The following is a 22,673-nucleotide window of genomic DNA, read 5'->3' on the forward strand; positions in this document are numbered from 1 at the left end:
CGCCTCGCGCCGGAGCCGGTAGCTGGACACTCGACACCCGGCCCGAGCCCGCGCAGCAGGCGCTGGCCGACGGTTCGCCCATGCGCCTCGCCAAGTTCCGCATTGGCGAAGTGGTGCGGCACAAGCACTTTCCGTTCCGCGGCATCGTGTTCGACGTCGATCCGGTGTTCGACAACACGGATGAATGGTGGCTCGCCATCCCCGAGGAAATCCGCCCCCACAAGGACCAGCCGTTCTACCACCTGCTCGCCGAAAATGCGGAGAATGAGTACGTGGCCTATGTGTCGGAGCAGAACCTCGAACTCGACCCATCTGACGAGCCGGTGCGCCACCCCAAGGTGAACGAAGCTCTTGCTGAAAACGGCCAAGGCGGATGGCAGGTGCGGCCCGACCTCCTGAACTGAGCCGCGCCACCTGTTTTGTCGATCTAGGATTACTGAAGCGTCGCCTGAGCCAGCCAGGACTTGACCGCATTCAACGCTTCGCCGCGATTGCCGGTGCGGTGCTGGGCTTCCTGGAAGACCTCGATCTGCATGTCCGCGCTGGTGCCGCCTGACGCGATGGTCCGCAGGTGCATCAGGGCGTCGAACGACCCCAGCGCCTCCGCATCCGCTGCCACCATGGAGATCAACTGCTCCACCGAATCCTGCACTGGCACGGCGCGCCCTTCCGCGCGGTCCACGAACGAGCCGTGGATGCCATAGCGTTGCGCCCGCCATTTGTTTTCATTGGCGATCGCCCGGTCCACCGAATTTACCCCGGCGTTGTGGCCCGGATTGCGCACCAGGAAGCGCACAAGCGAGCGATAGAGCGCGGCGATGGCTATCGTGTCTTCCACCCGCGTGCAGCTATCCGGCGCGCGAAGCTCAAGGGTCGGATGCTTCGCCGAGGGGCGGATCGCCCACCAGATATAGCTTGAATCGGTGATGGCCCGCGCCGAGACCAGTGCGTCCACATAGGCTTGATAGGCGGCATTGTCCTCGAACAGTTCCGGCAGGCCGGTGCGCGGCAGTTCATCATAGGCGGCAAGCCGGTAGCCCATGAGGCCGGTCTGTTTTGAACTCCAGAACGGGGACGATGTCGCCAGCGCGATGAAGTGCGGGATATAGGGCAGGATGCGCCGCATCACATTGACCCGCAGGTCCTGATCCGGCAGTTCCACATGCACATGCAGGCCGCACACCATGTTGCGCTCGCCGAGCATCTGCAAATCGTGCATCAGGCCGTCATAACGGTTTGCCTGGGTGTGGCGCCCGCCGTCCCAGGTGGCGGTGGGGTGGGTGCCGGCGGCGATGAAGGCGAGCCCATGCTCCGCTGCCACGCGCCCGGCGCGGCCACGAAGATCGCGCAACTCCTCAAGCGCGCTGCCGGTCTGGGTCGCCGGGTGGGTGGCGATTTCCAGTTGCGACTGAAGCATTTCGACCGTCACGGAATCGCCGAGGGTCTCTTTCAAGTGATCGAAAAAGCCCGACGGCATGCGGCGCTGAACCGCATTCGATTCGGCATCGACGACAAAAAATTCTTCCTCGATGCCGAAACGGTAATCCTGCGACATGGATTGTCCCTCCACCTATACCGCCAACGCAACGCCTAAACGCTACTGCTTGGTTTCCGGTTGCGTGGAGAGTGAAGAAAAATAGGCCGGAAATGCGGCACAAAAAACCGCAACAGACACGGGTTCTGCCTTCGCGTTGCAGTATAACTAGCAGCAACAAGGCATTCCAGACGATCTAACAAAACCTATAAAATGCGCAAATATTTTCTAAATGAGACGGGAACTTTTCTTATTCTAATGGAATGCGGGATTTCATACCTCCAGCCGCGAAGCCTACTCCCGAATCCGGCATTCAGCCGCGCAAATCACCCCGTGCAGCTTGAACCAGCGCCAAAGCCGCGACCGCAGCGGTGTCCGCCCGCAGGATGCGGGGACCGAGCGAGAGCACCACGGTCCGCTCCCTCCCTCGCAGCATGGCGCGCTCGTCCGCGGAGAAGCCGCCTTCCGGGCCGATCAGCAGGGTCGCGGGGCCGTCCGGCGCCTGTTGCAGTGCCGCCAGAGGATCGGCCAGGGTCGCCTCTTCGTCGCAAAAGATCAGCAATTGACCCGCTGGAAGCGCCGCGAACCAGCGATCCAGTGCCAACGGCTCGTCAAGCTCCGGAAGCGAGAGGATGCCGCATTGCTCGGCCGCCTCGACGGCATTCGCCTGCATGCGTTCCAGATTGACCCGGTTCACCTGGGTGTGACGCGTGATGACGGGCGAAAGCCGCCCCGCCCCCATCTCCACCGCCTTCTGCACCATATAGTCGAGCCTGGCGTGCTTCAGCGGTGCAAAGGCATAGTCGATGCGGCCCGGAGCCGTCTGATCGCGCAGGCGCCGCTCCACGGTGACACGAACCTCCCGCTTCATGCCTTCGGAGCGGTGGGCGAGCCATTCCCCGTCACGTCCGTTGAACAGCAGCAGCGCCCCGCCAACCGGCAGGCGGATGACGTTCGAGACGTAATGGGCCTGATCTTGCGCGAGAGCGAACTGGGCGCCCTCCCCCAGATCCTGTGCCACGAACAACCTTTGGGCACGCGACAGCGCATCGCTCATGGCTTTTCTCCCGTGGCGGAAAACTGCTTGAGATAGGCGATCAGGTTGGCACGCTCGGCCTCGGGCTTGATGCCGAAGAAGGTCATGCGGCCGCCGGGCGCGACAGCCTTCGGGTTTGCGAGATAGGCATCAAGCGTTGCCGCGTCCCACACCCGGCCCGCAACGCCCCCGGCCTTCAGATCCTGGGAATAGGTGAAGCCGGGAAACTGAGCCCAGGCACGCCCCACGATGCCGTTGAGCGGGGGCCCCACCTTGGGCTTCGCATCCGGGCCGACAGCGTGGCACGGCATGCATTTGCGGAAGGATTGCGCGCCCTTGGCGAGGTCGGGGTCCGCCAGGGCCGGGGTGACGCAGAGCGTCGCCAGCAAAGCGAAAGGAAGAAACGCGCGCATGGGCCGGATACATGCCCCGGAAGCCCGCCGCCGACAATCGGCATGTCGGCGCACCCGAATGTAAGCGCCCTCTAACGTGCGCTCAGGACGCCCGAGCCGTCAGCGCCATATCCCGCTCGAAGCAAGCAAAGCGCATGGAGAGGGCCTTTTCGACCCAAGCCACGGGAATGTCGCCGAGATCGATGCTCCCGCTCGGCGGCCGCACCTCGACCACGCCGGGATTGCGCGGACCGGTAACCTCGAGCACGGTGGGGCCGAACAGGCCGACGCTCTGTGTGCCCAACGCACCCGCGATATGCAGCATGCCGGAATCGTTGCCCAGGAACAGGGTGGCGCTGGCAAGCTGGAACGGCGCGTCGTCGAGCGGCGTCATGGTGAAATCGCGGATCGGTGTCACCTCGGCGATCGCCCGCGCCACATCACGCTCGCGCGGTCCGCCCAACACCCAGACATCCCAGCCTCGGCCCGCGAAATCCCGCGCGATGTCGGCGAACCGCTCCGCCGGCCACAAGCGAGCGGGATTGTAAGCGCCGGGGCCGATGGCGAGCACGGGTGCAGTCGGCGCACCGCCGAGGGTGGTCCGCTGCCATTCCGCCAGGGCGGCACAGTCCACCCGCATCACAGGCGGCAGCAGCCCGGTGCATTTCCCGGTGGAGAAGGCGAGCGCGCAGACCTTCTCGGTTTCGCCGTAGATCGCGCCTTCTCCGGTGCGCACCTTATTGATGAGCAGCGCGCGCCCCTCGCCGAACCAGCCGATCCGCTCCGGGATGCGGGCGAGAAAGGGAATAATGGCCGCTTTCAGCGTGCGGCTGACCACATAGACCCGGCGATACCCCTGCTGACGCAGGCGGGCCGCGAGACGGAATTTGTGGGAAAGGCCGATCTTGCCGTGCGGCGTATCGTCCACGAAAGCATTGCGGATGCCGGGCACGAACTGCACCAGCTTGTCGGTCGGGCTGCGGCAGAGAAAATCGATGGGCGCGTCGGGATACAGCGCCGCCACATGTCGCGCGAGGGCGAAGCATCGGATGTGATCACCGATACCGCCGTATCCGACGATGAGAATGGGGCCTCGCGCCAACGCAGAACCCTGACCCTGGACCAAGGACAAGCTCCCCCGAGCTGTTCCGTTCAGGAATGGTCATGGCTCAACGGAACCCCTTGCGTCAAGGCGCTTCCTTGGCCGCCGCCTCGCCTTTTTGCTGGGTTCGCTTGCCAAGGTTGGTCAGGTCGCTTTCCATCCTGGCCTGACCCTTCGCGTCCAGCACCGGCGGGCGCTTGATCGTGGAGGTCGGGGCAAAGGTCGGGAACTGGCCTTCCGGCGCTTTGGGCACGTCCGGCCCCTTGTCGAAGACGGCGAACACGCTTTCGGTCGCGCAGCCCGACAGCGCCAGCGCGGCCCCGAGCAGAAGCCCCAGCCGGAGACGCCGAAGCGTGCCGTCCTTACGCGACCCGTCTTGAACCTGTCCCATCTAAGTTCCCCGCCGGACTTTTTTCGACCTTCGCAGCAAGCGCCGCCCTCGCCCGTTGCCTTCAGCCTCGTTAATATGCCCGAACTAGGAAACGCGATACAGGGTTAGACGTCCGCCTTTCATGTGACGTCAACCAAGGGAAGCTTCATGCCGGCCAAGGAAGTCACAACGGACCCCCGTCCCGCAAAGCTCGACATGGACGCATTCGCCCACAATCTCGCGCAGCTTGTGGAAGAAGGCGGCAAGGCGCTCGCCGCCTATATCCGCCCCCGCGAGGCGGGAAAGAAGGACGATCTGGCGGACGACGTGGCCGACGCGGTGAAGACCATCGGCAACGTCGCCAATTATTGGATGGTCGATCCCCAACGGATGGTGGAAGCGCAGTCACGGCTGATGTCGGGCTATCTCGGGGTCTGGACCTCAGCGCTGAAGAAGATGTCCGGCGAGCAAGGCGACGACACGAATGTGGCGCCCGACGCGAAGGACGCCCGCTTCAAGGATGCGGAATGGACGACCAACCCGTTCTTCGACGCGCTGAAGCAGACTTATCTCGTAACCTCGAACTGGGCCGACGCCATGGTGCACGAGGCGGAAGGCCTCGATCCGCACGTCAAGCACAAGGCGGAATTCCTGGTCCGCCAGCTCACCGCCGCCATCTCGCCCTCGAATTTCATTCTCACCAACCCCGAACTGCTGCGCGAGACCTTCAATTCCTCGGGCGAAAATCTCGTGCGGGGCATGAAGAACCTCACCGAGGATCTGATCGAGGGCAAGGGCGACCTGCGCATCCGGCAGACCGACATGTCTGCATTCCAGGTGGGCCGCAATCTCGCGACGACGCCGGGCAAGGTGATCTTCGAAACCGAGCTGATGCAGCTCATCCAGTATGAACCGACCACGCCAAACGTGAAGAAGGTGCCGGTGCTGCTGGTGCCGCCGTGGATCAATAAGTTCTACATTCTCGATCTGACGCCCGAGAAGTCCTACATCAAATGGCTGGTCGACCAGGGCCTGACGGTGTTTGTCGTCTCCTGGGTGAACCCCGACGCGCGCCTCGCCGCCAAGGGTTTCGACGACTACATGCGCGACGGCATTCTCGCCGCTCTGGATACCGTGCTGAAAGCCACCGGCGAGCCGCAGGCGCATCTCACCGGCTATTGCGTCGGCGGTACGCTGCTGGCGGTCACGCTCGCCTATATGGCGGCGACCGGCGACAACCGCGCCGCCAGCGCCACCTTCCTCACCACCCAGATCGATTTCACCTATGCCGGCGATCTCAAGGTGTTCGTGGACGAGGAGCAGCTCACCGTCCTGGAGCGGCGGATGAAGGAGTTCGGCTATCTTGAAGGGCGCAAGATGGCGAGCGCCTTCAACATGCTGCGCTCCAACGATCTGATCTGGCCCTATGTGGTGAACAATTACATGAGGGGCAAAGCGCCCTTCCCGTTCGACCTGCTGTTCTGGAACGCGGATTCGACCCGGATGCCGGCGGCGAACCATTCCTATTATCTGCGCAACTGCTACCTCGAGAACAATATCGCCAAGGGTTTGGCGGAGATCGCCGGCGTGCGCATCGACATGAAGAAGGTGACGCTGCCGGTCTACGAGCTGGCGACCCGCGAGGACCACATCGCCCCCGCCCGCTCCACCTTCATCGGCGCCGGCCTGCTGGGCGGGCCGGTGCGCTATGTGCTCGCAGGGTCCGGCCACATCGCCGGCGTGGTGAACCCGCCATCCAAGAAGAAGTACCAGCACTGGACCGGCGGGCCGGTCGGTGGGGAATACGAGGACTGGCTCAAGACCGCCGAGGAGCATTCCGGCTCCTGGTGGCCGGATTGGATGAATTGGTTCAGCAACCAGCATCCGGACGAGGTGCCCGCGCGACAAGTCGGCGGCGGCGTGTTCAACGCTATCGAGGACGCGCCGGGACGCTACGTGCGTGAGAAATCATGATCAGACAATACGCCCCACCTTGCTACCGCACGGCATGCCGACTTGCCCTTGTTCGGCAATGATTTAGGCCCGTTGACAGGCGACGCGGTGCCCATGCTAGGGTCGCCGCGACAATGAGTTGGGGGGAAAAGGCATGAGCGGCGCTGGCGAGAAGGTTGCGGACGGCCTGCTGTCGGGCGTGACCATCATAGATCTGTCCCGCGTGCTTGCGGGACCGTTCTGCACCATGACGCTCGCGAATATGGGCGCCCGCGTTATCAAGGTGGAAATCCCCGGAACTGGTGACGATTCCCGCGCCTTCGGCCCGTTCTACAACGGCAAATCGCTCTATTTCTCCGCCATCAATTGCAACAAGGAGAGCATCGCGCTCAACCTGAAAAGCCCCGACGACAGGGTGATATTCGAAAAGTTGCTGGAGAAGGCGGACGTCCTGATCGAGAACTATCGTCCCGGGACGATGGAAAAGCTCAGCTACGGCTGGGAGACGCTGCACGAAAAATTCCCCCACCTGATCTATGGCGCGGCCTCCGGCTTCGGCGACAGCGGGCCGATCTCCAAGCGTGCCGCCTATGACATGGTGGTGCAGGGCATGGGCGGCGTCATGAGCATGACCGGCTATCCCAATCAGCCGCCAGCGCGCGTCGGCATCTCCATCGGCGACATCACCGCCGGCATCTATCTCGCAAACGGCATCACCGCCGCGCTCTATAAGCGGGCCGTTTCCGGCATCGCGAGCAAGATCGACATCGCCATGCTCGACTGCCAGGTGGCGATCCTGGAAGACGCCGTCACAGCCTATGCAAAAACCGGCGAAGTGCCGGGGCCGAAGGGCACCCGCCACCCCTCCATCGCGCCATTCCAGGCGTTCGATGCGCAGGACGGCAACGTCATCATCGCGGCGGGCAATGACCATCTGTTCGATCTGATGACCCAGGCGCTGGAGCGCCCGGACCTGCTCGCCGACGCGCGCTTCAAGAGCAATGACCTGCGTCATACCAACATCGACGCCCTCCAGGCCGAGATGGAGACGACGCTGAAGACCAAGTCGGTGGCGGCCTGGCTCGACGCATTGAACGGCAAGGGCGTGCCCTGCGCGCCGATCAACGACGTGCCGCACATGATGCTGGAGCCCCAGGTGGCGGCTCGCAACATGATCATCACGGTGCAGGACCCGGTTGCCGGCGAGATCAAGGTGGCCGGAAATCCCATCAAGGTCGTTGGCGCCGTGGAGCCGTCCACCTATTCCCCGCCGCCTGAGCTTGACGCCGACCGCGCCAAGATCCTGGCCGAATTCGTGGGGAGCGCATCTTGAGCGATATTGCCCCGGCGGCAGTCGCCGCCCCCGAGATGGTGACGGTCGAGGTCAAGGACCGCGTCGCCATAGTGACGCTCAACAATGCCGCAAAGCGCAACGCGCTGAGCAAGGCTTTGCTTGACGCGTTGATCGCGGGCCTGAAGGGCCTCGACACCAAAGACGTGCGCGTGGTGATCCTGAAAGCGGCGCCCGGACTTAGCGTCTGGTCGGCGGGACACGACATCAAGGAACTGCCGAAAGGCCATGAAGACCCGCTCGGATATGCCGATCCGCTGGAGCGGGCATTGCGGGCGATCCGCGAACTCCCCGTTCCGGTCATCGCCATGGTGCACGGCACGGTGTGGGGCGGCGCATTCGACCTGGTTCTTTCCTGCGACATGATCGTTGCGGACGAGACGGCGAGCTTTGCTATCACGCCGGTCAATCTCGGCCTGCCCTACAACACCACCGGCCTGCTGCATTTCATCGGCCGGCTGCCGATGAACCTGATCAAGGAGATGTTCTTCACCGCGACGCCCTTGAAGGCGGAAGACGCGGCGAAGTGGCATATCGTGAACCATCTCGTGCCGTCCGCGGAGCTTGAGAGCTTCACCCTGGCGCTGGCGCAAGGCATGGTCTCGAAGGCGCCTTTGGCGGTGGCGGTGATCAAGGAGCAGTTGCGGGTGCTCACCGATTATCAGCCGATCGCTGCCCAGGTCTTCGAGCGCATCCAGGACATGCGCCGCGTGGTTTATGAGAGCGCCGACTTCCAGGAGGGCATCAATTCCTTCCTGGAGAAGCGCAAGGCCGTCTTCACAGGCACCTGACGCCACCGTTGCGATGCATCTTGCCGGTATCCCATCCGGCAAGATGCGGCAGCGACGGGAAAAGCTGACGTCAGGCTCAAGCTCGTTTCCCGCAGGCGCCCATGACCTCCGAACATTCCGACCTGACCATTCCCCCGCCCTATCTGCTCCGGCAGACCCGGCACGGGCCGATGCTGGTCAACCCGAATGACGCCTATGTCGGCCAGTCGCTGCTCGCCTATGGCGAATACAGCGCGGCGGAATTCGAGTTGCTGCGTCAGTTGGCGACCACGCCGGGAATGATCGTGGAAGTGGGCGCCAACATGGGCGCACTCACCGTGCCGCTGGCGAAATTGGCCGCCCAGCAGTCGCAAATGCTCCTCGCGGTCGAGCCCCAACTGTTCGTATTCCAGCAGCTTTGCGCGAACCTGGCCCTCAATGGCCTGACCAACGTGCTGACCCAATATGCCGCCTGCGGCGAGCAGGAGAGCACGGTTCAGATCCCGATCCTGAACATCCACACGCGCCAGAATTTCGGCGGCGTTCCGGTCTCTCAGGCAACCAACGGCGCCGGCCTGACGGTTCCCTGCCACACGCTCGATACGATGGTCGGCGAGCGGCTGGTCGGGCTGCTCAAGATCGATGTCGAAGGTTTTGAGTTGGCGGTGCTGAAGGGCGCGCAGCAAACCCTGTCGCGCTCCCGGCCCCTTCTCTATGTCGAGAACGACCGCCCGGACCTGTCACGCGACCTGATCGAATATCTCTGGAGCCACAATTATGCGCTCCACTGGCACCTGCCGCCGCTGTTCAGCGCCGACAATTTCTACCGGAACCCGCAAAACCTTTATCCCGGTACGGTCTCCTGCAACATGATCGGCACGCCGGCCGAGCAGGCTTGGACCCTCGAAGGCTTCCAACGCGTGGAAGATGCCGGATCTCATCCGTTCCGCCGCACACCCGCCAGCGTCTGAGACGGCTGCAGCGCGACGAGCTGGCGCGCCTTCAGGCGCTCCACAAGGTCACAGCAATAGGCCGGGCCGATCTCCCGATCACCGAACAGGATATGGTAGACCAGCGGCGCCACCACGAGATCGATCGCCTCGTCCACATCGAAGGGCGCTTCGCCCCGCTCCGACGCACGGGCGCAGATGGTTTCCAGGTGCTGGACGGTGAACTGGCAGCATTGTTCAGGCCGGCCGGACTGGCCAAGGGTCGAGAGGACGTCGCGCAGCAGACCCTGACCGAGCGGCGAGGACATCTCTTCGAGATATTGCTCCGTCCATGCCTCAAGGTCGCTCCACAGCCCGCCGGTATCCGCCGGGTCCGCCACCGGCCGTAGGCGCTGAACCGCGACATCCGCCATCAGTTCTGAAAGATCGCCCCACCGCCGGTAGATGGTCGAGGGCGTGACCTCGGCGCGTGCAGCAATCATGGGCACGGTGATCTCCGCCCGGTCCATCTCTTCCGAGAGGTCACGGACAGCCTGGTGAACCGCCGCCTGGATCCGCGCGCTGCGCCCACCGAAACGGACCATCTCCTTGGCACTCATGATGTTTCCCCTGCCCCGCGCTGCTCGCATGGCGGCCATAACCCGGGAGCATATATCCACTAACGCAAAAAAGTTGCATTAATTGTGGCGCGGACCTACACCCGATTAAAGCTATTTTTTAGCTTTAAGAGAAGGGCTAGGCCCATGTCCAGCAGCAGTTCAGTCGAAATGACCGTAGGCTCCCGCGCAATGTTCAGCCCCCGCGCCATGACGGTCTTTTCCGTTCTCGCGGCGGTCACGATCGCGGCGAGCAGCAGCGCCCCGACACCGCTCTATCGCCTGTATCAGGAGCAGATCGGGCTTTCCCCGTTCCTCGTCACCATCGTCTTCGCCACCTATTCCATGTCGCTCCTGGTGGCGCTGCTGACCGCCGGCTCGCTGTCTGATTATGTCGGCCGCCGTCCGGTGATCCTGGCGGCCCTCGTCATGAATGTCGGCGCCATGGTGCTGTTCATCCTCGCCGGCTCCGCGACCACGCTGATTGCCGCCCGCGCGGTCCAGGGCTTCGCCACCGGCATCGCGACCACAACCCTGGGTGCCGCGATCCTCGACACCAACCGGGCGCGCGGCCCCCTGCTCAACAGCATCACCGCCTTTATGGGCCATACCGTCGGCTCCCTCGGCGCCGGCCTGCTCATCACCTTTGCGCCGGCGCCGACCCAGATGATTTATGGCGTTCTCCTGGTGATCAGCGTGATCGGCATCGCTCTGCTGGCCGTCATGCCCGAGACTGGCGTCATCCGTCCCGGCGCGCTCGGTTCGCTGGTGCCCCATGTCAGCGTGCCGAAGCAGGCGCGCGCGACGTTCCTGCGCATTACGCCGCTGAATATCGCCGCCTGGGCGCTCGGCGGACTCTATCTCTCGCTCATGCCCTCGGTGGTGCGCGCCGCGACCGGGCTCAACTCCCCCATGGTCGGCGCAGTCGTGGTGGCCGCGTTGATGATTACCGCGGTCGGCACCGTACTCTCCCTGCGCGATCAGCCCTTCGCGCGACTGCTCGCCATCGGCGTGTTCGGCCTGGTCCTGGGCGTGGTGATCACACTGGGCGGCATCGAGCTTCAGCGGGTCGAGTTGATGATTGCCGGCACGGTTGTCGCCGGCGTCGGCTTCGGCTCGGCCTTCTCCGGCACCTTGCGCGCATTGCTGCCGCTGGCGGCGCAGGATGAGCGCGCGGGGCTGCTCGCGAGCTATTATGTGGAGAGCTTTCTCTCATTCAGCCTGCCCTCACTCGCGGCGGGGCTGCTTGCCCCTGAGATCGGCCTGACGCACACCGCCCATATCTATGGCGGCGTGGTCATCGCTCTCGCGCTGATCTCCTATGTCGCGACAAGGCTCGCCCGCACGGCGTGAGCGGAATGATCAGGGTCAGTGGCCGGCAACCGGCCACTGTCATCCGACAGCTTCTTGTGCATGTTGCAGCGCATATTATCCGCACGACTTATGCCGCCGTTCAGCGTACCGTCGCCTCTAATGGCACGAATGCTCATATCGAATCTGGCGCGGTGCGAAAGCTTGCCGGTTGGCGAGGGCAAATAACGCTGGTTCACTGGATTTCCCGCAGCCTAGGATTGTCCGAACTTCGGCAACGAACGAAGTCGGACCCAGTTCTGGCGCAATAGCAGAGGTGAGAATGCGCATCCGGGTCGGCTACGAGCTGATTTATGACTTCCCGCAGCCCACCCCGATGGTGATGGTTCTCGGCACCCATTTTAGCCGGGCGTCAGACATGATCGTGCCGGACCATCTGGTCATCAGCCCGTCGGTTCCCGTCACTGCCTATCGGGACAGCTTCGGCAACTGGTGCAGCCGCACGCTCGCGCCCGCCGGACGCGTTCGCCTGTCGGCCAATGGTATCATCAATGATTCCGGCCTGCCCGATCCGGTATTTCCCACCGCCTGGCAGCATAAAGTCGAGGATCTTCCATCCGAGACACTCAGCTTCCTTCTCGGCAGCCGCTATTGCGAAACAGACCGCCTGAGCGAGACTGCCTGGAAACTGTTCGGTGACGGCCCGATGGGCTGGGGCCGGGTGCAGGCCGTGTGCGACTTCGTGCACAACCACATCAAGTTCGGCTACGAACACGCGCGCGTCACGAAGACCGCTTTCGAGGCGTTCACCGAAGGCAACGGCGTTTGCCGCGACTATGCGCATCTCGCCATCACCTTCTGCCGTTGCCTCAACATTCCGGCGCGCTATTGCACGGGATATCTCGGCGATATCGATGTGCCCATCACCGACGCGCCGATGGATTTCGCCGGATGGTTCGAGGCCTATCTCGATGGGCGCTGGCATACGTTCGACCCGCGCAACAACGAGCCGCGTATCGGCCGCATCCTGATCGCCCAAGGGCGCGACGCGTCCGATGTTCCGATCACGCATACCTTCGGGCCGAACACCCTGGTGAGCTTCAAGGTGTTCTGCGACGAACTGGCCAACACCTGAAAGCGGGCGCCTTCCTGCGGCGCCCATCTTGGAAGGAAGAACGCATCAGAGCGTCGCGACCAGCGCCTCCAACTGGTCGGTCGCCTTCCCCCAGCCTTCGTGGAAGCCCATTTTTTCGTGGGCTTCCTTGTCTTCCAGGGTCCAGTGCCGTGCGCGTGCGGTGTAGCGCGTGCCGCCGTCTTCCGCCTCGAACGTGACGATGAGGGTCATGAACGGCTTTTGGGACGGCTCCCAGGCGGAGACGAAGGCGTCGGTCGCCACCAGCCGCTCATTCTCCACCACCTCCAGATAGACCCCACGGTTGGGATATTCCTGGCCGTCCGGCGCCTTCATGACGATCAGGCTCGCGCCGCCGACGCGGACATCAAGCTCCGCGTGGGGCGTGGTGTAGGGCGCGGGCGTGAACCATTGCTTCAAAAGCTCCGGCTCGGTCCAGGCGCGATAGAGCGCGGATGGCGACGCCGCAATATGGCGGGTGAGGACGAGTTCGCGATCGGCGGTGGTCGGTGACATTCCTTGGCCTTCCTCGACATGTCATTTCAAGGACGTACGAACGCCCCCGCGCCCGACGCCGGAGGATGGAAAATTACCGGCGGGCGGGCAAGCATCCTCACTTTGAAGCGCCTTAACTCTCAGGCGGAAACCCCTCCCCACAGCCCACAGGTCCGCTATAAGTGGAGACATCCGATGCTGCCGCCAGGGGTTTAGCGATCGTGTCAGTTACGCCCGACGAAACGCCGACGCCCGCCCCGGACCGCAAGCCGCGCCTGCCCTGGATCGTCGCCGCCGTCCTGGCCGTGCTGGCCGTGCTCTATTTCACCGCAGACTGGGTCGTCGCCTATACCGAGGACGCCTATGTGCGCTCGGATTTCGTGGCGGTCGCCCCCCAGGTCGCGGGTGTCATAAAATCGGTCGTCGTGACCGACGATCAGAAGGTGGCCGCGGGCGATCCACTGGCTTTCATTGATGACGAGCCGTTCACCCTCGTCGGGCGCCTCAAGCAGCGGCGGGTGGACAGCGCGGAGGCCGAGGCCAGGGTTCGCCAAGATGGCGCCCAGGTTATTGCGGCGGACATAGGCACCGCCAGGGCGGCGCTCACGCTGGCCGAGCGCGAATACCAGCGCATCCGCTCCCTGGTGAATGCCCAAGACCTCTCTCAGGCGGAAATGGACCGGGCGACCGACCAGCGCCAGCAGGCCATCGACGCGCTCGCCGAGATGCAGGCCAAGGCGCGGGTCAATACCGGCGAGGTCACAGCCGCCTTGGCGGAGGTGGATATCGCCAAGGCGGAACTCGCGGTGGCCGCATATGAGCTTTCGCGCACCCGCATCACCGCTCCGGTCTCAGGCTACGTCAACAACCTGTCCCTGCGCCCCGGCGCCTATGCCAGCGTCGGCACGCCGCTGGTGGGTCTGGTCGATGACAACCAGTGGCGGATCATGGCGAACTTCAAGGAATACGTCGCCGCCCGCCTCAAGCCGGGCATGCGCGCCTGGGTCTGGCTCGACAGCCACCCGTGGCACTTGTTTCCGGCGCGCGTGGTCGGCGTCAGTCGCGGCATCTCCCGCGAGCAGGAGGCCGACCGCTTGCTGCCTTATGTGGCGCCGACCACCGACTGGATCCGCCTGAAGCGGCGCCTTCCCGTCACGCTGGTTCTGGACCCATGGCCCAAGGACGTACCGCTGTTCATGGGCGCGGACGCCCGCGTCCTGCTGTTTCCGTAAGGCCGGCGCATGCCAGCCAAGGGCCTCTTTCACCACCGCTATTCAACCGGGCTGCGGCGTGAACTCGGCGCCCTGACGTTTCGCGGCGAGATCGCGAGCCTCGCCTTCCGCACCGCGCTCGCCAGCGTGCTCTCGATGGTGGTGGCACTGATGCTCCACCTTGAGACCCCCGTTTGGGCCGGCATCACGGCCCTGGCCATCGTCCAGCCGAACGTCTCCGCGACCTTCGCGCGCTGCATCGATCGATGCCTCGGCACCATCGCCGGCGCGACGGTCGGGTATATCGGCGCCCGCTTCGTAGCCGAGCACCTGGTGTTTCAGTTGATCTGTGCCGGCGCTACGGTGTTCGGCATCTATTCCGTGGAGCGCAGCAAGCACGGCTATGCCGCGCTGCTCGGCGCCGTCACCGTGATCCTGGTGATGTTCGGCTCGATGGAAACCCCGCAAGCGGCTCTCAGCATCGCGGTCTACCGTGCGCTGGAGATCATGGTCGGGGTGGCGGTGTCCTACGTCATCGAGGTGTTTCTCGCCCCGCCGGAGGCGGCCGCGCCGGCAAAGCGGCGACCCGGCATCTTTGCCTTGCCGATCGACCGCGGGCTCCTGGTCACGGCCATCACCGGCGGCATCGCCACCGCAAGCATCCCGGCCATATGGGAGGGGCTTCAGCTTCCCGGCCTCGGCCAGACCCCTGTCACGGCCTTCGTCATCATGGTCATGATGCGCAAGGAGCCGTGGTGGGCGGCATTGAACCGGGTGGCCGGCTGCCTCCTGGGCGGCGCCTTCGGCCTGCTCTGCATGCACTTTATCGACGACGACATCGTCTCCTGGCTGATGCTGATGTTCGCCGGGCTCTATGTCACCTGCCACGTCAAGCACGGCGGCGGGGACGCCGCCTATAGCGGCCATCAGGCCGCCGTCGCCGTCGCCATGTCGATGCTGCCGGGGCTAGGCCCCTCGGCCGACATCATGCCGGCCATCAACCGCCTCGTGGGCATCATCGGCGGCGTCATCGTCGTGGTGGTGGCGCAGGCTCTGGTCGCCCCGCTGGTCGCCCGCCTCCTGCCGCACGTCCTCGATCGGCTCTCGCAACGGAAGGATGCCGCATAGATTTCCTAAGCCTGTTCAGGGATTTAGGATTTCGGCGTGCGACCAAGGGAGTGCTTTGCCCCGGCCTTGCCACGCTCTAGGATGGTGGCGAAATCGCGGCGGGGCGGCGCCGTATCTCTCCCCTTAGAAGAGGCTGACGATGAGCTTTCTCATCTGCCTGGGCGCGCTCGCGTTCCTGATGTTCGTTGCCTATCGCGGTTTCAGCGTGATCCTGTTCGCGCCCGTCGCCGCGCTCGGCGCCGTGCTGCTGACCGATCCCGCCGCGGTGCCGGTGATCTATTCCGGCCTGTTCATGGACAAGATGGTGGGCTTCATAAAGCTCTACTTTCCGCTGTTCCTGCTGGGCGCGGTGTTCGGCAAGGTGATCGAGCTTTCCGGATTTTCCCGCTCCATCGTCTCGGCCATCATCAAGGTTCTGGGCGCGGGGCAATCGATCCTCGCCATCGTCCTTGTCGGCGCGGTGCTGACCTACGGCGGCGTCTCGCTGTTCGTGGTGGTGTTCGCGGTCTATCCGTTCGGCGCGGAGCTGTTCCGGCAGGTCGGCATTCCCAAGCGCCTGCTTCCGGCCGCCATTGCGCTCGGCGCATTCGGCTTCACCATGGATACCCTGCCGGGCACGCCGCAGATCCAGAACATCATCCCCACCACCTTCTTCCACACCACCGCTTATGCCGCGCCCATCCTGGGCATTGTCGGCACCGCCTTCATGCTGGTGGTCGGGCTCAGCTATCTCGATTTCCGCCGCAGGCAGGCCGCCAAGAGGGGCGAGACCTACGGCGAGGGCCATTCCAACGAGCCGGTGCTGCGCGCCGAAGAGACGCTGGTGAACCCCTTCATCGCCATCTCGCCGCTTCTCGTGGTGGGCATCGCCAATCTGGCGCTGGGGCGGCTCATTCCGCTGGCCTATGGCGACACGGCGCGCGCGCTGCTCACGCCGGGCGACCATGAGATCAGCCTTGCGGTCTCATCCGTCACCGCCATCTGGTCGGTCGCGGGCGCGCTGCTGCTCGGCATCCTCACGGTGTTCGCCTTCTCCTTCAAGCGGGTCGCGGCTCAGTTCGCGGACGGCTCGAAGTCGGCGGTGGCCGGCGCGCTACTGGCGGGCCTCAACACCGCCTCCGAATACGGCTTCGGCGCGGTCATCGCCGCCCTACCCGGCTTCCTGGTGATCAAGAGCGCATTGAGCGCGATCCCCAACCCGCTGGTGAACGAAGCCATCTCGATCACCGCGCTCGCCGGCATCACCGGCTCGGCGTCCGGCGGCCTGTCGATCGCGCTTGCAGCCATGTCGGAGCAGTTCATCGCGGCGGCGAACGCGGCCGGCATTCCCATGGAGGTGATGCACCGGGTCGCCGCCATGGCCTCCGGCGGCATGGACACCCTGCCCCACAACGGCGCGGTCATCACCCTGCTCGCCGTCTGCGGACTGACCCATCGCCAGTCCTACGGCGACATCTTCGCCATCACTTTGGTGAAGACCGCCGCCGTGTTCTTCGTGATCGGCTTCTATTACCTGACTGGGCTTTACTGAGCCCTCAGATCAAACCCATCCCCGGGTGAAGCCCGGGGATGGTCGCAAGCGGATCAGGCGGTCGCCTCGGGCTCCACATAGCGCGGGAACACACCCACCGGCGTCGGCAACTGGCCGCCCGATGCCAGCCGATGGCCGGCGCCCAGATGGGCGAAATCGCGCGCGTCGGCGGGAAGCGCCAGAAGGTCCAGCAGTTTCTCCGCGCTCTGCGGCATCACCGGCTGGGCGAGAATGCCCACCTGGCGGATCACCTCCGCCGTCACCCACAGAACCGTGCCCATCTTCTCCGGGTCGGTCTTGCGCAGGGCCCACGGCGCGGCAGCGGCGAAATAGCGGTTGGCTTCCGCCACCACATGCCAAACCGCCGCGAGATAGGTATGGATCGCCTGCACATCCATGGCGTCGCGCGCCTTGGCCAGCATGCCGTCGGCGAGCGCCAGCATGGCCTCGTCCTCGGGCGACAGCGCACCCGGCACGGGCACGATGCCATCCAGATTCTTCGCCACCATGGAGAGCGAACGTTGGGCGAGATTTCCCAGATCGTTGGCGAGGTCCGCATTAATGCGATTGACGATGGCTTCGTGGCTGTATGAACCATCCTGCCCGAACGAGACCTCGCGCAGGAAGAAATAGCGCACCGGGTCGACGCCATAGGCGGCAACCAGCTCGAACGGGTCCACCACGTTGCCCACCGACTTGGACATCTTCTCCCCGCGATTGAACAGGAAGCCGTGCCCGAACACCCGCTTGGGTGGCGCAAGCCCCGCCGACCACAGGAACGCCGGCCAATAGACCGCGTGAAACCGGGTGATGTCCTTGCCGATGACGTGGACATCCGCCGGCCAGAAGGTGCTGAACAGTTCACCCTGCGTATCGGGATAGCCGAGGGCGGTGATGTAATTGGTCAGCGCGTCCACCCACACATACATGATGTGCTTGGGATCGCCGGGCACCGGAATGCCCCAGTCGAACGTGGTTCGGGAGATCGAGAGGTCCTGGAGCCCGCCGGAAACGAAGCTCACCACCTCGTTGCGGCGCGCGTCCGGGGCAATGAAGCCGGGATTGGCGGCATAGAAGTCGAGCAGCTTCTGCTGGTAGGCGGAGAGCCGGAAGAAATAGCTTTCCTCCTCCACCCATTCCACCGGCGTGCCCTGCGGGCCGAGACGCACGCCATCGCCGTTCAGGCTGGTCTCGTCCTCGGCGTAATAGGCCTCATCCCGGATGGAGTACCAGCCGGCATAGGTGGATTTATAGATGTCGCCATTGGCCGCCATCTTTTCCCAGATGGCCTGCGACGCCGCCTTGTGGCGCGCCTCCGTCGTGCGGATGAAGTCGTCGATGGAGAGGCCGAAGCCGTCCACCATCGCCTGGAAGCGCGGCACGTTGCGCTCCAGCAGCTCGCGCGGCGTCAGCCCGGCCTTCTGGGCGGTCTGAAGCATCTTGATGCCGTGCTCGTCCGTGCCGGTGAGGAAGCGCACGTCATAGCCGTCAAGGCGCTTGAAGCGGGCGATGCTGTCGGTCGCGATTGCCTCGTAGGCATGGCCCATGTGGGGCACGCCATTGGGATAGGCGATGGCGGTCGTGATGTAGAAGGGCGGCTTCGCAGACATGAGGCCCGGTCCGGTGTGCATTCGGCCATGAAAGGCGCGAAAAGCCCGCCGGTTCCGCGCTCAGGCGCGCGCAGCTTCGGCAAGCTCGGTGAAGATGCGAAATACCAGCGCCTTGCGGTCGAGATTGAACGTATCAGCCTCGGCCGCGGCGCGCCGCACCTTCTCCCACACCTCGCCCAGCCGGACAAGGCGGCGCCGCTCCCAGCCGCCGTCGGTCGCGGTCTCCGCGATCCAGTCGCTCACCGCCTCCACGAACAGGTCGAGCCCGTCGCCCCTATCGCCCTGGAGCCGCGCGCCCAAAGCGTGCATCTCCTCTGGGCGCGCATCAGGAAGTTGGCTCAGCATCCGCAGGGTCGCGGCGCGGACCTCAAGCCCGGCGCCGCGCGCCAGTACCAGAGCCCGGCGCACGCTGCCACCCGCCGCCTGGGCCGCCGAAGGCAGGGCCGTCTCCTCCAGGCCCTCGACATCCGGCCGCAGATCATCCAGCGCCGCCAGCACATCGCCATCGGAAAGCGGGCGCAGGCGCACGCTGCGGGTGCGCGAGCGAATGGTCGGCAACACCCGCCCCGGCGCATGGCACACCAGGAGAAACAGCGCGCGCGACGGCGGCTCTTCCAATGTCTTCAACAAGGCGTTGGCGCCGAAGGCGTTCAGATCATCGACCGCATCGACGATGCACACCCGCCAGCCGCCGCCAGCCGCCGTGGAGCCGAAGAACGGCCGAACCCGGCGCACCATTTCGGCGGGGATCATGGTCGGCACCTTCTCCTCGCCCGCTTCCGCCGCCCGGCGCAGCACGAGAAGATCGGGATGCGAGAGCGCCGCCACCTGCCGCGAGACCGGGTGGCCCTCGGCGACCGAGAAATCATGCTGGCCCGGCTGCGCGACACCGCCGGACAGCACGAAGCGCGCGATGCGATAGGCCAACGTTGCCTTGCCGATGCCCTCAGGGCCGCCGATCAGCAGGGCGTGGGGAAACCGGCCGGCGCGCCATTCGCCCATCAGGTCCGCTTCCTCCCCCGCATGGCCGAACAGCCGGGTGCGGGTGCGCGGATGGGGTGCTCCGGAAAGAAGATCGCCTTCGCTCATGCGGGGACCACGGCCGGCAGCCACGCGCCGAGCCGGCGCGTCACGGTGTCCGCGATCCGCGCCGCCACCTCCTCGGCCGTACCGCTGGCATCCACCACAGCGCAGCGGTCCGGGTCTTCACGCGCCAGATCCAAAAACGCATCCCGCACCGCCTGATGGAAGGCCAGCCCCTCGCGCTCAAACCTGTCCGCCACCGCGCCCTTGCCCCGCACCTGCGCGCGTTCCAGCCCGATTTCCGACGGCAGGTCGAGGATCAAGGTGAGGTCGGGGCGCGCATGGGCAGCAGCGACCCGCTCCAGTGCGCGCAGCAGGCGCACGTCCACCTTGCCGACCGCACCTTGATAGACCCGTGTGGAATCGATGAACCGGTCGCAGATCACCCAGCGCCCGGCCTCAAGCGCGGGCCGGATGGTCTGCGCCACATGGTCGGCGCGTGCGGCGGCAAACAGCAGCGCCTCCACATCGGCGCCCAGCGGCTGGACCGCGCCGGAGAGCAGAGCCGCACGCACCTCCTCCGCGCCGGGAGAGCCGCCCGGCTCGCGTGTCTGCACCACCTCCACGCCCCGCGCCCGGAGCATGTCTGCGATGACCCGCGCCTGTGTTGATTTTCCGCTTCCCTCGCCGCCTTCCAGGGTCAGGAAGCGACCCGGCGCATGGGTCATTTGCCGACTTTGGCCATGACTTTGCTGCTGAGGTCGCGCGCGGTGTCGCCCACCAGCACCCCCGCCCCGTCCAGCGCCCGCTGCCACAGCGTGCCGACGGCGACATCGTCCGTGGTCACAAGCGGAATATCCAGGACCTTGAGCGGGCCGCGCGAGATTTCAAGCCGCGCCACCTCGGTACCCTTGGCCACCGGCGCCTTGAGGGGACCGGTGTATGTGACCTTGCCGACGATCTTGTCCTGGCTGTTGCGCGGCATCAGCAGCATCACCGGCCCGCGTGCCGCGAGCCCGACCGAGCCTGCCGAACCGCCGAATACATTCGCCCGACCGAGCTCCGTGTCCGCCGCGAAAAGCTGGCGATGCTCGAACGAGTGGAAGCCCCATTCCAGAAGCCGCTTGGCCTCCTCGATGCGCTCCTTCTCCGACTTCGCCCCCATCACGGCAACGATCAGGCGCTGGTTGTTCTGCACCGCCGAGCCGACCAGGTGGTAGCCGCCGTCCTTGATCCAGGCGACCTGAAGCCCGTCTGCGCCGACACCCGCGTTCAGCAGCGGATTGCGATTGCGCTGCTTCACCTTGCTCCACTCGATGTCGGGCACCGAGAACATCGGATAGAGGGTGGGGTAGCTGCGGATCAGGTAGCGCGAGATCTGCGCCATGTCGCGGGCGCTGGACTTCTGCCCCGGATCGGAAAAGCCCGTGGCATTGCGGAAATCCGAGCTGGTGAGCCCGAGTTCCTGCCCCTTGGCATTCATCTTATTGGCGAATTCGCCCTCGGTGCCGGAGACACCCTCGGCCAGCGCGATGGCGGCATCGTTGCCGGACACGGTGATCATGCCGGTCACAAGGTCGGCGACGCGGGCGTTGCTTTTGACCGGAACGAACATCGCCGCGCCACCCGAAGGGCCGCCGCCACGCCGCCAAGCGTTCTCGCTCACCGTGAAGGTGGTATCGGGGGTGATCCGGCCCGAGCGGATATCGTCGAACACCACCAGTGCCGTCATGATCTTGACGGTGCTGCCGGGCTGGAAGCTCTTTTCGCTGTCCTTGTCGAACAGGATCGCCCCGGTGGTGAAATCCACCAGGATCGCGCTCGGCACCGCCGTCTGGAGCGTGCTTTGCGCCGAAGCCGGCGCGGCGGCGAAAACACCAACTGAAAGAAGCGCGGCAGCAAAAATAAAGCGCGCCTGTGCCTTGCCCATCACGCGGAAAACCTTGAGATCAGCGCGTTGCGCCATAGACAGGAACACCTGAATAGCCGAGGCCAGATGCGGGCGCAGCGCCCACCGACCAGCCGGATGCGACGACCGTGCTACGGGGCTGTTCGGGCTCGCTGGCCTGGAAAGCCTGCCGAACCGGCGGCTGGCCGGACTGTGCGGTGCGCTGGGGTGAGGATGCCTGCGAGACCGCCACACGGCTCACCTGCTCGTCGAGATCATGGCCGAGATCATAGGGCCGCTGGCTCGGCATCGGCACATCGCCGTCCGAAACCGTGGCGGCGACCGGGCGCGGCAGGGACGGAACGAACGGCGTCGCCGAAGCGACCATGACGGCGGAATTGGACGGCGCCTCGGCCGGGCCATCGTCACGCAGCGTCGCCATCAGCTTGCGGTCGTCGGACCCTTCCAGCGGCGCGCGGCCGACATATTCCACCTTCACGCGGGCCACACCGCTGCTCTGGAAGCCCAGGAGGTCGGCGGTCTTGTGCGAAACATCGATGATGCGGTCCGCGTGGTACGGCCCGCGATCATTGACGCGCACGATGATCGACTTGTTGTTCTTGATATTGGTGACGCGCACATAAGACGGCATGGGCAGCGTCGGATGCGCGGCGGAAATCGAGGTGCGGTCCGAACACCTCGCCGTTGGCGGTCAGGCGGCCGTGGAATTCATCGCCGTACCATGAGGCAACGCCCATGGCTTTGTAGTTGGGATTTTCCGCCGGGTAATAGGTCCGGCCGGCGATCACATAAGGCTTGCCGACGCGATAGGCGCCGGTGCCCTTGGGGGATCGCCTGGCCATCGGCGACCACACGCGGGCTCGCGGAGACGCCGTATTTCGGGTCGATCAGGTTGGCGAGCTTATTGCCCCCGCTGCACCCTGCGAGCGCAACGCACAGGACGCCGATTCCGAATGTCCCGCGCCAGGCGCGCATTCCGGATCCGATCTGAAGCTCTCGCGTCATATCCATCCTGTCGTATCGCGACCGGAAAATCCGGAATCGCTGCCCCACCTAAAAAGGGTCAATGCCATCTATGACATGGCAACGCCCCGATGGACAGATCAGTGGCGGATAAGACGGCAAAAATGCGGCATCCCGATGATTATGGTAAACATCCGGTAATGAAACGGACGTGCCTACCGCCGTCGGGAGGATCAGACAAAGCTCTGCGACGTAAGGGAAATCACCCATTACATACGCATAAGGCCGGATCGCCATGGGGTTGCC

The 22,673-nt window shown here is 64.8% G+C and carries 21 protein-coding genes and 1 pseudogene; 10 read left to right on the forward strand and 12 right to left on the reverse strand.

The window, feature by feature from the left end; translation table 11 throughout:
- Positions 1–80 precede the first annotated feature (80 nt).
- A complete protein-coding gene (gene hspQ, locus ADADO0_RS19725; RefSeq protein WP_511307231.1) occupies positions 81–404 on the forward strand; it encodes a heat shock protein HspQ in 324 nt (107 codons plus the stop codon).
- 29 nt (positions 405–433) lie between these two features.
- On the opposite strand, the gene ADADO0_RS19730 is transcribed toward hspQ, so the two are convergent.
- The 5 genes from ADADO0_RS19730 to ADADO0_RS19750 all read right to left on the reverse strand — a co-directional run bounded on the left by ADADO0_RS19730 (position 434) and on the right by ADADO0_RS19750 (position 4,455).
- Complete coding sequence (locus ADADO0_RS19730; protein ID WP_511306907.1) at positions 434–1,555, reverse strand: carboxylate-amine ligase; 1,122 nt, start codon at positions 1,553–1,555, stop codon at positions 434–436.
- 292 nt (positions 1,556–1,847) lie between these two features.
- The gene (locus ADADO0_RS19735; protein WP_511306908.1) at positions 1,848–2,591 is read right to left on the reverse strand and encodes a 16S rRNA (uracil(1498)-N(3))-methyltransferase; all 744 of its coding nucleotides are present in this window, start codon (positions 2,589–2,591) and stop codon (positions 1,848–1,850) included.
- A complete protein-coding gene (locus ADADO0_RS19740) occupies positions 2,588–2,983 on the reverse strand; it encodes a c-type cytochrome (RefSeq protein WP_511306909.1) in 396 nt (131 codons plus the stop codon). Before ADADO0_RS19740 ends, ADADO0_RS19735 begins: the two co-directional genes overlap by 4 nt.
- Before the next feature lie 82 nt (positions 2,984–3,065).
- Positions 3,066–4,088 carry a lipopolysaccharide heptosyltransferase II gene (gene waaF, locus ADADO0_RS19745; protein ID WP_511306910.1) on the reverse strand — a complete coding sequence of 341 codons (1,023 nt, stop codon included), beginning with the start codon at positions 4,086–4,088 and terminating at the stop codon, positions 3,066–3,068.
- A 61-nt stretch (positions 4,089–4,149) separates the two neighbouring features.
- The gene (locus ADADO0_RS19750) at positions 4,150–4,455 is read right to left on the reverse strand and encodes a hypothetical protein (RefSeq protein ID WP_511306911.1); all 306 of its coding nucleotides are present in this window, start codon (positions 4,453–4,455) and stop codon (positions 4,150–4,152) included.
- A 147-nt stretch (positions 4,456–4,602) separates the two neighbouring features.
- On the opposite strand from ADADO0_RS19750, the gene phaC reads away from it, so the two are divergent.
- The 4 genes from phaC to ADADO0_RS19770 all read left to right on the forward strand — a co-directional run bounded on the left by phaC (position 4,603) and on the right by ADADO0_RS19770 (position 9,479).
- The gene (phaC, locus tag ADADO0_RS19755; protein WP_511306912.1) at positions 4,603–6,408 is read left to right on the forward strand and encodes a class I poly(R)-hydroxyalkanoic acid synthase; all 1,806 of its coding nucleotides are present in this window, start codon (positions 4,603–4,605) and stop codon (positions 6,406–6,408) included.
- Positions 6,409–6,541: 133 nt separating this feature from the next.
- Entirely contained in the window at positions 6,542–7,720 is a 1,179-nt protein-coding gene (locus tag ADADO0_RS19760; protein WP_511306913.1) for a CaiB/BaiF CoA transferase family protein, read from the forward strand.
- Entirely contained in the window at positions 7,717–8,529 is an 813-nt protein-coding gene (scpB, locus tag ADADO0_RS19765) for a methylmalonyl-CoA decarboxylase (protein WP_511306914.1), read from the forward strand. Before ADADO0_RS19760 ends, scpB begins: the two co-directional genes overlap by 4 nt.
- A gap of 101 nt (positions 8,530–8,630) precedes the next feature.
- A complete protein-coding gene (locus tag ADADO0_RS19770) occupies positions 8,631–9,479 on the forward strand; it encodes an FkbM family methyltransferase (protein ID WP_511306915.1) in 849 nt (282 codons plus the stop codon).
- On the opposite strand, the gene ADADO0_RS19775 is transcribed toward ADADO0_RS19770, so the two are convergent.
- Positions 9,446–10,057, reverse strand: a complete 612-nt coding sequence (locus ADADO0_RS19775) for a TetR-like C-terminal domain-containing protein (RefSeq protein WP_511306916.1) — start codon at positions 10,055–10,057, stop codon at positions 9,446–9,448. The two genes, ADADO0_RS19770 and ADADO0_RS19775, sit on opposite strands and share 34 nt — an antisense overlap.
- Positions 10,058–10,201: 144 nt before the next feature.
- Here ADADO0_RS19775 and ADADO0_RS19780 point away from each other — a divergent pair, with 144 nt between their 5' ends.
- Together ADADO0_RS19780 and ADADO0_RS19785 are read left to right on the forward strand one after the other, a co-directional pair.
- On the forward strand, positions 10,202–11,407 hold the full coding sequence (locus tag ADADO0_RS19780) for an MFS transporter (protein WP_511306917.1): 1,206 nt from the start codon (positions 10,202–10,204) through the stop codon (positions 11,405–11,407).
- A gap of 280 nt (positions 11,408–11,687) precedes the next feature.
- The gene (locus ADADO0_RS19785; protein ID WP_511306918.1) at positions 11,688–12,500 is read left to right on the forward strand and encodes a transglutaminase-like domain-containing protein; all 813 of its coding nucleotides are present in this window, start codon (positions 11,688–11,690) and stop codon (positions 12,498–12,500) included.
- 45 nt (positions 12,501–12,545) lie between these two features.
- On the opposite strand, the gene ADADO0_RS19790 is transcribed toward ADADO0_RS19785, so the two are convergent.
- The gene (locus ADADO0_RS19790; RefSeq protein WP_511306919.1) at positions 12,546–13,013 is read right to left on the reverse strand and encodes an SRPBCC family protein; all 468 of its coding nucleotides are present in this window, start codon (positions 13,011–13,013) and stop codon (positions 12,546–12,548) included.
- Positions 13,014–13,213: 200 nt separating this feature from the next.
- On the opposite strand from ADADO0_RS19790, the gene ADADO0_RS19795 reads away from it, so the two are divergent.
- The 3 genes from ADADO0_RS19795 (at position 13,214) to ADADO0_RS19805 (ending at position 16,862) form a co-directional block, all read left to right on the forward strand.
- Positions 13,214–14,224, forward strand: coding sequence for an HlyD family secretion protein (locus tag ADADO0_RS19795; protein ID WP_511306920.1), 1,011 nt, complete (start codon positions 13,214–13,216; stop codon positions 14,222–14,224).
- A gap of 9 nt (positions 14,225–14,233) precedes the next feature.
- Positions 14,234–15,331 (forward strand): FUSC family protein, encoded by a 1,098-nt coding sequence (locus ADADO0_RS19800; RefSeq protein WP_511306921.1) that lies wholly within the window; start codon positions 14,234–14,236, stop codon positions 15,329–15,331.
- Between the two features lie 139 nt (positions 15,332–15,470).
- A complete protein-coding gene (locus ADADO0_RS19805; RefSeq protein ID WP_511306922.1) occupies positions 15,471–16,862 on the forward strand; it encodes a GntP family permease in 1,392 nt (463 codons plus the stop codon).
- Positions 16,863–16,915: 53 nt separating this feature from the next.
- Here the strand turns inward: ADADO0_RS19805 and metG are convergent, their stop codons facing one another.
- The 5 genes and pseudogenes from metG to ADADO0_RS19830 all read right to left on the reverse strand — a co-directional run bounded on the left by metG (position 16,916) and on the right by ADADO0_RS19830 (position 22,379).
- Positions 16,916–18,472: a methionine--tRNA ligase gene (gene metG, locus ADADO0_RS19810; protein WP_511306923.1), complete on the reverse strand. Its 1,557-nt coding sequence runs from the start codon at positions 18,470–18,472 to the stop codon at positions 16,916–16,918.
- Between the two features lie 60 nt (positions 18,473–18,532).
- Positions 18,533–19,561, reverse strand: coding sequence for a DNA polymerase III subunit delta' (locus tag ADADO0_RS19815; RefSeq protein ID WP_511306924.1), 1,029 nt, complete (start codon positions 19,559–19,561; stop codon positions 18,533–18,535).
- On the reverse strand, positions 19,558–20,223 hold the full coding sequence (gene tmk, locus ADADO0_RS19820; RefSeq protein ID WP_511306925.1) for a dTMP kinase: 666 nt from the start codon (positions 20,221–20,223) through the stop codon (positions 19,558–19,560). The genes ADADO0_RS19815 and tmk overlap by 4 nt, the downstream gene beginning before the upstream one ends.
- Complete coding sequence (locus tag ADADO0_RS19825; protein ID WP_511306926.1) at positions 20,220–21,461, reverse strand: D-alanyl-D-alanine carboxypeptidase family protein; 1,242 nt, start codon at positions 21,459–21,461, stop codon at positions 20,220–20,222. The genes tmk and ADADO0_RS19825 overlap by 4 nt, the downstream gene beginning before the upstream one ends.
- Positions 21,445–22,379: pseudogene (locus ADADO0_RS19830) on the reverse strand (septal ring lytic transglycosylase RlpA family protein). Before ADADO0_RS19830 ends, ADADO0_RS19825 begins: the two are co-directional and overlap by 17 nt.
- Positions 22,380–22,673: the final 294 nt, after the last annotated feature.

The sequence above is a fragment of the Aquabacter sp. genome, assembly GCF_965279295.1.
GTDB lineage: Bacteria > Pseudomonadota > Alphaproteobacteria > Rhizobiales > Xanthobacteraceae > Aquabacter.